The organism is Acinetobacter sp. NIPH 817 (assembly GCF_000368405.1).
Classification (GTDB): Bacteria; Pseudomonadota; Gammaproteobacteria; order Pseudomonadales; family Moraxellaceae; genus Acinetobacter.
In genome coordinates this window covers 75164-90521 of record NZ_KB849420.1, presented here as the reverse complement: position 1 = coordinate 90521, position 15358 = coordinate 75164, and the positions used below count along the sequence as shown (strand labels likewise).

Genomic DNA, 15358 nt, shown 5'->3' with positions numbered 1-15358 from the left:
CTAAATAAGACTTTAAAACCTACTTTAGTTTTTCTAAGTAGGTTTTTATTTGAACTGAAACTTCATCGGCATGTTTTTCTGCCAATTGATGGTCCCCACCTTTCACAACATATAACGTCGAATTCTCAAACTTTTGATTTAAATATTGTCCCACCTGAACGGGACTCACTGGATCGTTATCGCCCCAGATTAATAAAGTTTCAATGTTTATATCTGATAAAAACTCTTCATAGTTGGCATTAGTGGTAACAAACCAATCTGGATATTTTAAAAATGCTTGGCGATATGCTTCTCGCCAGTCTTGTACATTAAATCTTTCAAGGTTAATTCCACCAGAAGTTGCAATCAAAACTAGCCCTTTCACCAGCTGAGTTTTTTGCAACGCTGCCGCAACAGCAAAAATGCCACCCATAGATTGCGCAACAATTACAGATTCTTCATTAATTTGATCGACCACATGATTTGTTAGGTCTTCAAAACTTTTGACCTCAAAGGATTCAGGTGTATCGCCGAAACCGGGGTAACCAATAATTTTTGTCTGGTAATGCTGAGGTAATTTTTCAATTATGGGATGCCAAAATGTCGTCCTGCCTGATGCACCCGGTAAGAAAATTAGATTATTCATATTTTTATAAAGTAATAAAATTAAAAAATTATTGTATATAAAAGAAAGCCTCTTTTATCATTTTAGTTAATAAAAGAGGCTTCTATTTAAGTAATGCTATTAACCTTGAAAATAACGTAAATCCAAACGTCCATCATATACATGAGTTGTTGGACCAGTCATCCAAACCACATCACCTTCTTGCCATTCAATTTGCAACTTACCACCAGCAAGTTCAACTTCAACTGAGTTCGCAAGTAAACCACGGCGCATACCACTTACCGCAGCAGCACATGCCCCTGTACCACAAGCTAATGTTTCACCAACACCACGTTCAAATACACGTAAGCGAACATGTTTTTCATCAATTACTTGCATAAAGCCAGCATTAACACGCTCAGGGAAACGTTTATGTGATTCAACTTGTGGGCCAATGCAAGCAACATCTGCAGTTAATACATCTGGAACAATAGTGACAGCATGGGGGTTGCCCATATTGACCACATCAATATTAATGTTCTGGTCGTTAGCTAACTCAAGTGTATATAAAGCTTCAGGTTGTTCTGCAATGAATGGAATTTCATTCGGCAAGAACTTTGGGTAGCCCATATTGACGCGAACCCAACCATTTTGCCCTAATTCAGGTTTTACGATACCTGCTTTGGTTTGGACAGTAATACTTGTTTTAGTTGTTAAATGGCGCTCATGTACAAAACGAGCAAAACAGCGTACTCCGTTACCACATTGTTCAACTTCAGAACCATCTGCATTAAAAATACGATATTTAAAATCTGCTTCTGGTAAATCAGGTGGTTCAACAATTAAGAGCTGATCAAAACCAATACCGAAATGGCGATCGGCTAAGCGTTGGATTGTTTCTGTATCCAAATAGGCGCGTTGGCTGATCAGATCAACCACCATAAAGTCATTGCCTAGGCCATGCATTTTAGTAAATTCTAACAACATTTCATTTACTCCTCAGGCAATAAACTTTCTTTTTCCCAAAGCGACTCAACCGTTTCACGTTCACGAATTAAATAAGCTTTGTCGCCAGACACCATCACTTCTGCAGCACGTCCACGTGTGTTGTAATTTGAACTCATGACAAAACCATAAGCGCCAGCACCGAGAACAGCTAACAAGTCATTTTCTTTTAAAGCCAATGAGCGATCTTTACCGATAAAGTCGCCTGTCTCACAGATTGCACCCACCAAATCCCAAGTTTTTTCTTCAGCATCTGAACTTGGCACTACAGGTTGGATATCCATCCAAGCTTCATATAATGCAGGGCGAATTAAATCATTCATTGCTGCATCAATAATGGCAAAGTTACGGTGGCTCGTTGGCTTGAGCAAATCAACTTTTGTTAAAAGCACACCTGCATTTGCACTAATGCTACGACCCGGTTCCATATAAACCTTGAGACCTAACTTTTCTAAAGCAGGTTTCATTGAGTTTGCATATTCTTCAACACTTGGTGGTGTTTCATCTTTATAACAAACACCTAAACCACCACCGATATCAATATGTTTAAGATTGATACCAAGCTTTTTCAACTCTTCGATCATCACCATGACACGATCTAAAGCATCAACGAATGGTTTAGTCTCGGTTAGTTGCGAACCAATGTGGCAGTCAATTCCAATAATCTCAAGGTTTGGTAAAGATGCAGCATATTGATAGGTTTCATAAACGGTATCACTTGGAATACCAAATTTATTTTCTTTTAAACCTGTTGAAATATAAGGATGTGTTTTTGCATCTACGTCTGGATTTACACGCAAAGAAATCGGCGCTTTTTTGCCTAGACGTGCAGCAACTTTTTGAAGACGATCTAGTTCGGCATAAGACTCTACATTAAAGCAAGCAATGCCTACATTTAATGATGTTTCAATATCAGCTTCAGTTTTACCCAAGCCAGAAAAAACAACTTTAGATGCATCTCCACCCGCTTTTAAAACACGTGCAAGCTCACCACCTGATACGATATCAAAACCAGCACCAAGTTTTGCCAATACATTAAGAACAGCTAAATTTGAGTTAGACTTCACCGCAAAACAGATTTGATGATCAATAAAATCAAAAGCACGATCCATATCTAAGTAATGTTTTTCAAAAGCTGCTTTTGAATAAACATACAAAGGTGTGCCAAATTGCTGCGCAAGCTGCTCCATAGAACATTGCTCTGCGTGCAATACTCCATTAATGCGAGTGAAACTCATGAATGTGTCCTTATTTCAAAGCTTAAGGTGAAGTTGTTTGGGTTGGGGCTGATGATTCAACTGGCTGATCAGCTTGTTCATCCTGTTGCACAACTTGTTTCTGTTCTTTATTACGATAGAGCAAGTATTTCGCACGTTTGTCATAATTCGGATCAGAAGGTAGCTGTAATGCTCCTGACTGACCGCAAGCGCTTAGCAAAATACTGCTGCTCAATAAACTGATGAGGCAAATGACACGACGCATCTGAGCACCTGATTTAAACAATTCGATGCAGTATACCGTGATCGTGCAGGCGGCTAAAGAGTAAACTTAAAGAGAAAAACAATATGCATAAAAAACGCCAGCTTTTCAGCTGGCGTTTGATCATAACTAAATAAATTTAATTACTTTTTATGAGGCGGTTTATAGAAGAAGAAATAACCAATGATTAAGATAATAAACCAAATTGGGCTGACTTTAAGCGCTTTAAACGTATCTGGCTCTAAAGACAACACGTAAATCATACCAATAAAGAAAATAATCGTGATCCAACATGTAAATAGACCACCAGGTAATTTAAATGTTGATTTTGCATGTAGCTCAGGACGTGTAGTGTAATAACGGATATAACTCCAGATAATCAGTAACCACACGCAAATGAACAAAATCGTTGAAAGTGTTGTTGCGAGCGTAAATGCTTCAACGGTATTGGGTACGAAATACTGTAATGCTGCACCTAACAGCAAACACGCAGCAGAAAAATACAATGCATTTGCAGGTACCGCACGTCTATTCAATTTACCAAAAGCTTTGGGTCCCTGATCTTCACGCGATAAACCAAACAACATACGGCTTGTTGAAAACACGCCACTGTTCATTGATGACATTACTGAAGACAACACCACCAAGTTCATCAAGATCGCTGCAGCTGCAACACCAGCTTGACTAAACAAGTTTACAAATGGACTGATCGCCGGATCAATTTTATTCCATGGTGTTACTGACATTACAATAATTAATGCGAACACATAGAAAATAATGATACGAATTGGGATTGAGTTAATTGCTTTTGGTAAGTTACGGGCTGGATCTTTCGTTTCGGCAGCTGTTGTTCCCACAAGTTCTACACCAACGAAGGCAAAGATTGCAATCTGGAAACCAGCTAAGAAACCATGTACGCCTGTTGGGAAGAAACCACCATTCGCCCAAAGATGAGTAAATGAAGCAACTTCACCAGTACTCGAAGTAAAGCCAGTAAAAATCATCCATAGACCCACAGCAATTAAAATAATAATCGCAAGAATCTTAATGAGCGCAAACCAGAACTCTAACTCACCAAATAAACGTACTGTCAGTAGGTTCAAACCCATAATAAATACAATAGCCGCAACACTGATCATCGCCCCTTCGACAGGTGAGAAAGGCAGACCATTATTGAAGAACTGTAAGTAATAGATAATTGCAGACAGATCGGCGATACCAATCGTAATCCAACATAACCAGTAGGTCCATCCGACGAAATAACCTGCCCATGGACCGATTAAATCTGTTGTGAAGTCAATAAATGATTTATAGGCAAGATTTGAAAGAAGTAATTCGCCAAGCGCACGCATGACAAAAAACACCATCACACCAATAATCAAATAAATGAATAAGATCGACGGACCAGCGAGGCTAATTGTTTTGCCTGATCCCATAAATAATCCGGTACCAATTGCACCACCAATCGCGATCAGCTGTAAATGCCGATTGGAGAGGCTTCGATGGAGCTCACCTTGTTCATGAGGCTCGCTCAGATTTTGATTCGACATTTTATAAATACACTCCAGTAATTTTTTTAGTCCGTTAGCTAAAATCAAATCAAAAAGACGATATCGCACCATTTGCAGGTATCTTTTAAATGTATATTTTTTGACAACTTTTCAGCTAACCAATATTTGTCTGTATTGCTAATGACTTTAAGCTACATACAATTAGGGCCGATAATACGCACAAGCCTTCTGCAATACAACGGACTATCAAGTCAACTTTTGTCGCACTTGTTTAACTCCAACCTATATAAAAAGGCTACCGATGAGGTAGCCTTTTTGATGAAGAGACAAAAAATACAGTAATCTTTTAAAAATTTACTTTTGCTTATTCTTCAGTCTTTCTTCCCAGAATGTCGCATTTTTTATTCCTAATTTAACAGGATCAAATGTGAATTCTTTTACTCCAGCTTTTTGCTGCTCCTCGTAATCTTTTAGTGCTTTAATCGTTGGTTTCCAAACAAAATAAGTCACTATAATGCCAACGATATTAATCCATGCCATTAAACCTACACCGATATCGCCAATTCCCCATATATAGCCAGTTGCACTTAATACCCCATAAGATACTGATAAAATAATAAAGCACTTGGTCACAAATAATAATGATGGAGATTTTGTAATATAACTTAGGTAAGTAATATTGGTTTCAGCAATATAGTAGTATGCAACTATGGTGGTGAATGCAAAGAAGAAAACCGCTAAAGCAACAAAGATTTGACCAAAATTACCAAACATTGTGCTCACTGCCATCTGGGTAAATGCAGGAGAACCTATTTCTACAGTAGCTCCAACATGTTGCACAATGAATTGACCAGCTTCTAATGTTCCTTGCACATTATATTTGCCGGTAATTAAGATCATGAATGCTGTTGCAGAGCATACGAATAAAGTATCTACATAAACGGAGAATGCTTGTACAAAACCTTGCTGAGCAGGATGCTGAACTTCTGCAGCAGCCGCGGCATGAGGACCAGTTCCTTGTCCCGCCTCATTTGAATAAACACCACGTTTTACGCCCCAACCGATCGCAGCACCAAGGCCTGCCATAGGAGAAAAAGCATCTTCAAAAATTAATTTAATTACACCAGGTAATTCATGAATATTAGCAATAACGATAACGACAGCCATTAAAATGTAACCAGCTGCCATGAAAGGAACCACAAATTCAGCAAAACGTGCAATTCGTTTGATCCCACCAAAAATAATGATAGCAAGTAAACCAACAATGACTACAAGTGCAACAAGCTTAAATAACCCAATATCGCCAAATATAATTGCTCCTTCACCTGTAATCTGTGTAAATGCCTTACCCACAGCATTTGCTTGGATCCCTGGTAAGAACAAACCACAAGAAACAATCGCTGCTATAGCAAACACAACGCCTAACCAACGCTGACCTAAGCCTTTATCAAAATAAAAAGCAGGGCCACCACGATATTGTCCTTGATATTCAACTTTATAGATTTGCCCTAGAGTTGACTCTACATATGCAGTGCCTGCTCCTAAAAATGCAACTAACCACATCCAAAAAACAGCACCAGGTCCACCGAAACCAATTGCTGCCGCTACACCAGCAATATTACCTACACCTACTCGCCCTGATAATGAAACCGCTAAAGCCTGAAAAGATGAAATCCCTTGTTCTGAAGAAGTACCTTTTATTAAAAGTCTAGCCATTTCCTTCATTTGGCGTACTTGAACAAACCTTGTCAAAATAGAAAAAAATAAACCTGCACCTAAACACAGATAAATAAGCCCTTTACTCCAAATTATGCTATTTACCCAATCAACAATTTCTGCTGCACTCATAGATATCAACCTTTTGTATCTTTAAGATACAATACTCATATTATTTTGTTCGTTTTTCACTTCAGCAATATCCATGCCATATCTATAATAAACAGTTAGATACATACATCAGTAAAAACACCTTCCTTGGGGATCGATTAGATTTTTATATCCATTTAAAACAAACTCTATCTGACTTGTAAAAATCCTATATCGTGTTATTTTTGACGTCTTTCCCTTACTAGTTCCTTAGAAATACCCTTCAAATTTCCTCATTATCTTTTACGAAAATTTCAGGAAACAAGAATGAAGAACTTCCTAAGAACTATATTTATATAATATCGAGCAAAATTTCAATTTTTTATGAGCAAAGTCAAAACTGTTTACCGTTGCGAGCAATGTGGTGCCGATCATCTTAAATGGGCTGGTCAATGTTCAGAGTGTGGTGAATGGAATTCTCTGACTGAAGTCAAACTTGAGCCGACCACTGCTCACCGCGCACGTCCAAAAATTGGAGGCTATGCAGGTCAAGTCGCGAATATTACAACACTTAATAAAGTTTCAGTTTCGCATGAAACACGCTTACAGACCGGTATCAGCGAATTTGATCGCGTACTTGGCGGAGGCTTAGTTACAGGTTCAGTCGTACTGATTGGCGGTGACCCGGGCATTGGTAAATCGACCATTCTGTTACAAACAGCGACCCACATGGCAAGTGCAAAAAGCTCTGCTCTTTATATTACGGGTGAAGAATCGTTATCTCAGGTTGCTCTTCGTGCTCAACGACTTGATTTGCCAACTGACAAATTAAAAGCCATGGCCGAAACCTGTGTTGAGCGAATTTGTGAAGTTTTAGAACAAGAAAAGCCTGCGGTTGCTATTTTAGATTCGATTCAAACTCTTTACACCGAAACACTCCAATCGGCACCGGGTGGTGTTTCTCAAATTCGTGAATCTGCGGCATTACTTACACGCTATGCAAAAAATAGTGGCACGGCGCTATTTCTTGTTGGGCACGTGACCAAAGAAGGTGCACTGGCAGGTCCACGTGTTTTAGAACATATGGTGGATTGTGTACTTTACTTTGAAGGTCAATCAGACTCACGTTATCGAATGATTCGTGCTGTTAAAAACCGTTTTGGTGCAGTGAACGAACTTGGCGTATTTGCCATGACAGATAAAGGCTTGCGTGAAGTTGCCAACCCTTCTGCTATTTTCTTAAGCCGTTATGATGAAGCGATTCCTGGTTCAATTGTTATGATTAGCCGTGAAGGAACCCGCCCTCTGTTAGTTGAAGTTCAAGCCTTAGTAGATGATGCCCAAGGTCAACCACGACGTGTCGCATTGGGTCTTGAGCAAAACCGTTTAAATATGCTGCTTGCTGTAATGCATCGCCATGGCGGTGTTCAAACCACGGGACAAGACGTTTATGTGAACATTGTAGGTGGTCTAAAAATTACCGAAACAGGTTCTGACTTGGCTGTCTTATTAGCATGCGCTTCAAGTTTGCGCACTAAAGCGTTACCTCAACAGCTTGCAGTTTTTGGTGAAGTTGGTCTTTCTGGTGAAATTCGCCCAGTTCCTAACGGACAAGAGCGTTTAAAAGAAGCTGCAAAACATGGCTTTAAATATGTCATTTTACCGAGAGGTAATGCACCGCAAAAAGCAATTCCAGGCGTTCAAGTCATTGCCGTTGCCCGCTTGCATGAAGCGTTGACCGAAGCGATGCAACTCAGTGATGAATTGACATAAAAAAACATACTTTTAAGGTTGAAATTTAGAGTAAATACCTGCATAAATACTATTATAAATTAACTTTAAACAGGAATTTCCTATGGAAGTACACCAGCGTGGCTTGATTACCGGTATTTTAATGGCTGCTTTAGCAATTTCTCCTCTTGCTGAAGCTAAACGTGCAGGTGGTGGTAAAAGCCACGGTATGGCACGTTCTACTACTTCAAGCCAGTCTTATCAACAACCTCGTCAAGTGACTCCTGCTCAACAACCTGCTACGGCACCTCAAAGATCAGGTCCTGGTGTTGGTTCAATGGTTGCGGCTGGTGTGGCTGGTGCTGCCGTAGGTGCTGTTGCAGCAAATGCTTTAGCTGATGACAAATCAACATCAACTGAACAGCAAGCAACACAACCTGGAAATGAACAAGCTGCTCAAGCCCAACAAGAAGAGAAAAAAGGTGGAATTCCTAGCTGGCTTTGGGTATTACTTGCAGCTGCTTTAGCCTTTTTTGTTTTCCGCAAATTGGGCGCAAAAAAAAAATTAGCAGCTAACAATCCTTACGCACCAAATAACGGCGGTCAAAACCCATTTGGCCGTTCTGCTGCACCACAAGCAACACCACGTAATGCTGGAGATAATACAAATATCTTTGGTCAATCTGTTGGTGGCGGTGCAGCAACCCAAGCGCCTTTTGGCGGTGCAACAACGAGCAATGGCAATCAACTTCCAGATGGTAGTGAACCTGCTGCCTTCTTACGTATTGCACGTCAACGTTTTAATCACATCCAATCGATGAATACTGCAAGTAACATTGAAGAAATTCGCCGTTACTTAACACCAGAACTTTATAGTTCTATGTATAACGACATCATGGAAAACCAAGATCAAGACGTTGCTGAATTTAGCAATCTGAATGCGATGGTTGTAGACAGCGCGACTGAAAATGGTCAATACGTTGTAAGCGTACGCTTCACTGGTACTGTGAGTGAAGATTTAAACAGCTTGCCACAACCATTTACTGAAATCTGGCACTTTGTTAAACCTGCTGGTTCTCAGCAAGACTGGGTTGTTGCTGGTATTCAACAAGCTTAAGCTAAATAAACCCTCAATAAAAAAGCCACAATATTGTGGCTTTTTTATTTGTCAGTTTTTAAGCAATTTCAGCTGGAAAGGTAATGACTTTTTCAATTTTAACCTGATCCATTGCAACCATGAGTAAGCGGTCTACACCTAAAGCAATTCCTGAGCATTCTGGCATATGAGGCAAAGCTGCCAATAAATGCTCATCTAAAGGCATCACATGAAGACCTTGCTTAGCCCGCTCTGCATTATCTGCTTCAAAGCGTGAGCGTAATACGTCTGCGTCGAGCAATTCATCATAAGCATTGGCAAGCTCTAAACCTTCAATATAAACCTCAAAACGTGCTGCGACCTCTTCCCCATCTTCATCCACTTTCACTTTTGCCAAAGACGCCATTTCAGGTGGAAAGTCAGTTAAAAAAACAGGTGCATCAAACCCTAAACTTGGTTCAACAAAATGAGAAAATAATAAATCCATATAAGCTAGACGATCATCGCCTAAATCAAGATTTAATCCCACACGATTTGCCGTATCTTTGAGTTGCTTCAATGTTGCTTGTAAAGGATTAATGTCGAGGCGATCTTGAAAGGCATGTTTATAACTTAAAATAAACGGACGAACTTCACCAAAACGATGTTGCAAACAGCTTTGCAATAAATCGGCGGTTTCATGCATTAAAGCTTTTAAATCAAAAGCCGGACGGTACCATTCGAGCATGGTAAATTCACTGTTGTGTTTACGCCCGTGTTCATCGTCTCGAAAAACCTTACAAATCTGATAAATCGGCCCACTGCCACTCGCCAACAAACGCTTCATGGCAAACTCAGGCGAAGTCTGTAAATATTGAGTCTGCAATTTGCCATTAATATGACGTAAAGCCTGAACAGAAGCTAAATGCACATCGGTGACACCTGCTTGTGAAACAATCGGTGTTTCCACCTCCATGACATCACGTTCAGCAAAAAACTGACGAATCTGGTTATAGAGCTTAGCACGTGCTTTTAAGGCATTAATTGAACAAGTTGGTTGATAACTTAAGCTCATGCCTGCGGCCCTCCATGTGCTGCCCATTCACGGCGCAGCGGATAATTTTTACGTAATAAATCAAATGCTTTTTGCTCTACTTTGCCCTCTTTAATGCAGGCACGGATGTTGGCATCATCTTGAGCAATATCATAAATCTGAGCTAATTTTTGCTTTAACACTGCTTTTAAATCATTTCCTGAAAAATAGTCGTCACATGTAGGCAACTGCGTTTCAAAACGTTTATTTATATCAAATCCAAACTTTTGGCAGAATGCTTCATAAATCATTTGTGTACCGCGTGCCTTTCCTTCAAGGCTATAACCTGCGATATGCGGTGTTGCCAACACTAACATATCTATAAGTTCTTCAGATATGACTGGTTCATGCTCAAATACATCGAGCACAACTTTACGCTGGGTACGCTGAATATCTTCGATTAAAGCAGCTTCTTTCACGACTGGACCACGCGCACTATTAATTAAAATCGTGCTCGGTTGAAGTGCAGCAAACGCTTGCTCATCAAAAAGATGATACGTCGCATGTTCACCATTTTTGGTTAAAGGTACATGAATGGAAATTGCATTCGCTTGTTGCAAAAGAGTTTCTAAACTTACATTTTTAATTGAATCTAACTTCACATATGGGTCAAAGCCAATCACGTTCCAGCCCAGCAACTGGGCCATATATGCCAAACGCTTACCGACGTTTCCAAGGCCAACGATGCCTAGGGTAAATTTTTCTTGTTGTTCTAAAAGGTTGGCATCTAAATGAAGCAAAGCAGTAATGACATATTCAGCAACCGCTTGTGCGTTACAACCTGCTGCATTTGCCCATGTAATTCCTTGTTTTTCTAAAGCAGGAATATCTAAATGATCGGTTCCGATTGTGGCACTACCCACATATTTTAATGCTGTATTTTCGATTAAGCTTGCATTCACCGCAGTGACTGAGCGAACCAATAATGCTTCTGTATCTTTTACATCTGCATGTGTTAAGGTGCGTCCCGCATGGTGTTGAATATCGCCAAACTCTGAAAAAAAGTAGTCGGTAAATGCCAAATTTTCATCTGCGACGATTTTCATTATCTGCAACTCAAAGCTTATAAAAACGTTATTATCCTTTGAGTTGTAGCAAAGCACAATGTTAATGGCTTTAAATTCACGATTCTATATCTTGCACTTTTAAGGCTTACAAACCTCCACCAAAATAGAAATAAGCCATTACTGCTAGCGTTATCCAAACTAAAATAATTAACACAGCGACCAAATAATTTTGAGGTCGTCGCTCCTGTTGTTCTAGCCATTCATCAGCTTGTTGTTCTGCATCTAAAATGACTTGCTTAGGCGTAAAACGAACAGCTAACCAAATAAGAATGGGCAAAATTAAAGCGTCATCAACAAAACCTAAAATAGGAATAAAATCTGGAATTAAATCGATGGGGCTAAAAGCATAGGCAACAGCAATCACAGCCAAAATTTTAGGCAATATCGGCATTTGAGGATGCTTCGATGCAAACCAAAGCATAATAATTTGTTTTTTTAAACGTTTTGCCCAATCTTTTAAGGACTGTAACCAAGCCACTGGGACACACTCTGAACTACATAAGTCTGATCATAAAGTATAAAGTTCGTACTTAACTTAAAATTAGGCAAAATAGAAATGTATATTTCCATTGTGTTTGATCATTCTTAGCATTTGAGCTGATCTGATCAATATTTCAAGGCATGACATTTATGTGTATAAAACGAAATCATCTCCACGACAAAAGCTTGCTAAAGTTAGGCCAGATATTTTTGCGAGCCGAATGGCCATACTGGTTGGGGCAGAAATTGAAGCCAATAAACCAATATTAAGCTGAGCACATTTACGAATTAATTCGTAGCTTGCACGACTGGTCATAACAACAAAACCTAAACTGGTGTCGTAGTTTTCTTGAGCTAAATAACCTAACAATTTATCTAAGGCATTGTGACGGCCAACATCTTCAAATAAAGCCATGATTTTGCCTTGAACCACCCAAGCTGCGGCATGAGCGCCACCTGTTAAGGCAGTAATTTTTTGTTGATCTTTTAATTGAGAAATCGCGACTGGAATTTGTTCAAGCCATTCTTTGCAAGGTTCTATGGTAATTTTAGAAATATCGAGCTGAAGCTGCTCCAAACTTTCAATACCACACAAACCACAGCCTGTACGCCCCACTAACATCCGTCGCCTTTCTTTTAACGCAGCAAATGCTCTAGATGAAATGGTCATATTCACTTCAATTCCCAATTCACTTTCATGAACCTCAATGGCATACAACTCTTTTAAGCTCGTTAAAATTCCTTCGGACAGACTAAAACCTTTAGCGAACACACTCACATCGGTAGGTGTTGCCATCATCACTGCATGAGAAATGCCGTTATATACCAAAGCAATCGGATGCTCTTGAACAATATTATCTAAAACACTTTCAGATTCGGTTTTTTTAAACCGCTTTACTTGTAATGTTTCAACCCCATAAGAATGTGGTGTCAAAATAATTTCCTTTATCTTGAAATGGCGCTTGTTTAGAGCGCCATTTATTTGAATTACATTTTTAATATCGCTGTTAATTTAAAGGTTACTTACTTTCTTGTCGGCATCCTCAGGGTCAACTGCCGTTGCCAAATTAAAGTGTGCAGGCGCATCACCAGGATGCAAAATCACAGGAACACTTTTTGAAGCTGGAATCTTGGCATATTTATCATGACTGCTTAACGCCACCAAAGGATTGGTCTCTGGATAGTACGCAGCTAAACTGCCACGTGGAATGTTGTACGGCACAATACGGAAACTATGCACAATACGTTTCACGCCATCTGAGAAGACACTTTCAATATCAACCCACTGATTTGCTTCAAAGCCAGCTTCATCAATATCGGCTTGGTTCATAAATAGCACACGGCGCTGCCCAAAGACTCCGCGGTAACGGTCATCGAGGCCATATAGCGTTGTGTTGTACTGATCGTGAGAGCGAGTGGTCATTAAGGTATAAACTTTGCTCTCTGTATAAGCGGCAGCATATTGATTTTCTTTATCACCATAGACTTCACTCAGTGGTGTAATCATAAACTGCGCTTTACCACTTTTTGTGTTCCAGATGTGCTGATTAGCCGGGTGCTCTAGATGGAAACCACCTGGGTTATAGACACGTAAATTAAAATCATGGAACTCATCAAAAACCTCAGCAATTGAGTCACGAATACGGTCATAACTTTCAATGTACCATTTCCATTTGATCTTACTGTCTGGCAGCACGGCTTCAGCCATTCTTGCCACGATGTCAGGTTCAGATAAAATATTTTCAGAAATTGGGGTATTACGCCCAGCCGACAAATGAATATTACTCATCGAATCTTCGACTGAAATGGCTTGTGGACCATGAAGCTGCTCATCAATTTCGGTACGGCCCAAACATGGCAAAATCAGAGCCTCTTTACCACAAACCAAATGACTGCGATTTAACTTGGTTGCGACATGAACAGTTAAATTACACTTTCTAAGTGCTTCTTGGGTATACGGCGTATCTGGCGTCGCAACTGCAAAGTTTCCGCCTAGACCGATGAAGACTTTGACCTCGCCTTCAGCCATAGCTTTAATGGTTTCAACCACACCATGCCCATTTTTTCTTGGTGATTTAATCCCAAACACGCGGTCAATGTTGTCGAGTAATTTAGGGCTAGGTAACTCATTAATGCCCATGGTTCGGTCGCCTTGCACATTACTGTGTCCACGAACTGGACATAGCCCTGCACCTGGACGGCCAATTTGCCCACGAGCCAACAATAAATTCGCCAACATATGTACATTAGCTGTTCCATGGCGGTGTTGAGTAATACCCATTCCCCAACAGAAAATTGAACGCTCAGACTCTAAAAAGAGCTTGGCTAATTTTTCTAAATGTTCTGGTGATAGACCCGAGTGTTTATAAATATCTTCCCATTCAGTTTTTTCAACCTCAGCAATCATTTCATCGAAACCAATTGTATTCACCGCAATAAAGTTTCGGTCAAAAACACTTGGTTTACCTGAGGCGAGTGCTTTTTTATCCCATTCATTTAGGTGCTTTAAAATTCCTAGCATCAGTGCATAGTCACCACCAATTTTAGGTTGGAAATAATAACGACTAATTGGGGTACTGCCGTTAGTCATCATTTCAAGTGGTGCTTGTGGGTCTTGGAAACGCTCTAGGCCTCGCTCTTTAATCGGGTTAATCGCAATAATGTTACCGCCACGTTTAGACACCTCACGTAAAGTACCTAACATACGTGGATGGTTAGTTCCGGGATTATGCCCAAAACTAAAAATTGCATCGGCTAAATCAAAGTCTTCTAGGGTGACTGTGCCCTTTCCTAAACCGATCGAATCAAGTAACCCAACGCTTGTGGTTTCATGGCACATGTTCGAACAGTCGGGGAAGTTATTTGTTCCAAAGCTTCGCACAAACAATTGATATAAAAATGCTGCTTCATTACTGGCACGGCCAGAGGTATAAAACGCAGCTTGGTCTGGGTGATCTAAGGCATGTAAATGCTTAGCAATAATCTGAAATGCTTCATCCCATGAAATTGCGACATATTTATCGGTTGCAGCATCGTAGCGAACTGGGTCGGTCAAGCGACCTAAGTCTTCTAGAAAAAAGTCACTTTGTTCTGATAACCAACTAACAGTGTGACCTGCAAAATATTCAGGAGTAACGGTTTTACTGGTCGCTTCAAAAGCCACTGCCTTTGCGCCATTTTCACAGAAGTTAAATGCATGAGCATCTTTCTTTTCTGGCCAAGCACAACCGGGACAGTCGAACCCGGTAGGCTGGTTAATGTTGAGTAAGGTAATTGAACCTTTTTTTAAAATATCTTGTCGCTTTAAGTTACGAGCGACACTAAGAAGTGCTCCCCACCCGCCCGCAGGATGAGTATAGGGTTCAATTCGTGCAAAGCCGTTATTTTCCTGAATATGCTTTTGTTCTTCTGAATTATCCACTTTTTCATCCTCTTATTACTTTTACACATTCTATAGGTGCAATAAATTCACAACTTAATTATGGTTATATCTATGCCATTTTGCTACTTATCTTAAATAAGTAAAAA

General features: G+C 40.0%; 13 protein-coding genes. 2 read left to right on the top strand and 11 right to left on the bottom strand.

The features are described 5' to 3' along the window. Positions 1-19: 19 nt before the first annotated feature. The 6 genes from F968_RS04015 to F968_RS03990 form a co-directional block, all read right to left on the bottom strand. Complete coding sequence (locus F968_RS04015) at positions 20-625, bottom strand: alpha/beta fold hydrolase (protein WP_004790580.1); 606 nt, start codon at positions 623-625, stop codon at positions 20-22. A gap of 99 nt (positions 626-724) precedes the next feature. Then, positions 725-1570 (bottom strand): diaminopimelate epimerase, encoded by an 846-nt coding sequence (dapF, locus tag F968_RS04010; RefSeq protein WP_004790578.1) that lies wholly within the window; start codon positions 1568-1570, stop codon positions 725-727. 5 nt (positions 1571-1575) lie between these two features. Continuing rightward, positions 1576-2826: a diaminopimelate decarboxylase gene (lysA, locus tag F968_RS04005; RefSeq protein ID WP_004790576.1), complete on the bottom strand. Its 1251-nt coding sequence runs from the start codon at positions 2824-2826 to the stop codon at positions 1576-1578. A gap of 22 nt (positions 2827-2848) precedes the next feature. Then, complete coding sequence (gene lptM, locus F968_RS04000) at positions 2849-3070, bottom strand: LPS translocon maturation chaperone LptM (protein WP_004790575.1); 222 nt, start codon at positions 3068-3070, stop codon at positions 2849-2851. A gap of 140 nt (positions 3071-3210) precedes the next feature. Further along, positions 3211-4617 (bottom strand): amino acid permease, encoded by a 1407-nt coding sequence (locus F968_RS03995; RefSeq protein WP_034596547.1) that lies wholly within the window; start codon positions 4615-4617, stop codon positions 3211-3213. A gap of 315 nt (positions 4618-4932) precedes the next feature. Beyond that, on the bottom strand, positions 4933-6426 hold the full coding sequence (locus F968_RS03990) for an alanine/glycine:cation symporter family protein (RefSeq protein ID WP_004790571.1): 1494 nt from the start codon (positions 6424-6426) through the stop codon (positions 4933-4935). A 342-nt stretch (positions 6427-6768) separates the two neighbouring features. On the opposite strand from F968_RS03990, the gene radA reads away from it, so the two are divergent. Next, on the top strand, positions 6769-8157 hold the full coding sequence (gene radA / locus F968_RS03985; RefSeq protein WP_004790569.1) for a DNA repair protein RadA: 1389 nt from the start codon (positions 6769-6771) through the stop codon (positions 8155-8157). A gap of 82 nt (positions 8158-8239) precedes the next feature. After that, the gene (locus tag F968_RS03980) at positions 8240-9232 is read left to right on the top strand and encodes a Tim44 domain-containing protein (protein ID WP_004790565.1); all 993 of its coding nucleotides are present in this window, start codon (positions 8240-8242) and stop codon (positions 9230-9232) included. A 58-nt stretch (positions 9233-9290) separates the two neighbouring features. On the opposite strand, the gene epmA is transcribed toward F968_RS03980, so the two are convergent. The 5 genes from epmA to F968_RS03955 all read right to left on the bottom strand — a co-directional run bounded on the left by epmA (position 9291) and on the right by F968_RS03955 (position 15251). Continuing rightward, positions 9291-10265, bottom strand: a complete 975-nt coding sequence (epmA, locus tag F968_RS03975; protein ID WP_004790564.1) for an EF-P lysine aminoacylase EpmA — start codon at positions 10263-10265, stop codon at positions 9291-9293. Beyond that, on the bottom strand, positions 10262-11329 hold the full coding sequence (locus F968_RS03970; protein WP_004790562.1) for a 4-phosphoerythronate dehydrogenase: 1068 nt from the start codon (positions 11327-11329) through the stop codon (positions 10262-10264). The genes epmA and F968_RS03970 overlap by 4 nt, the downstream gene beginning before the upstream one ends. A gap of 106 nt (positions 11330-11435) precedes the next feature. After that, positions 11436-11828, bottom strand: a complete 393-nt coding sequence (locus F968_RS03965) for a YkvA family protein (RefSeq protein WP_004790561.1) — start codon at positions 11826-11828, stop codon at positions 11436-11438. A 150-nt stretch (positions 11829-11978) separates the two neighbouring features. Further along, complete coding sequence (gene fdhD, locus F968_RS03960) at positions 11979-12764, bottom strand: formate dehydrogenase accessory sulfurtransferase FdhD (protein WP_004790556.1); 786 nt, start codon at positions 12762-12764, stop codon at positions 11979-11981. Positions 12765-12842: 78 nt separating this feature from the next. After that, positions 12843-15251 carry an FdhF/YdeP family oxidoreductase gene (locus F968_RS03955; RefSeq protein WP_004790554.1) on the bottom strand — a complete coding sequence of 803 codons (2409 nt, stop codon included), beginning with the start codon at positions 15249-15251 and terminating at the stop codon, positions 12843-12845. Between the last annotated feature and the right edge of the window lie 107 nt (positions 15252-15358).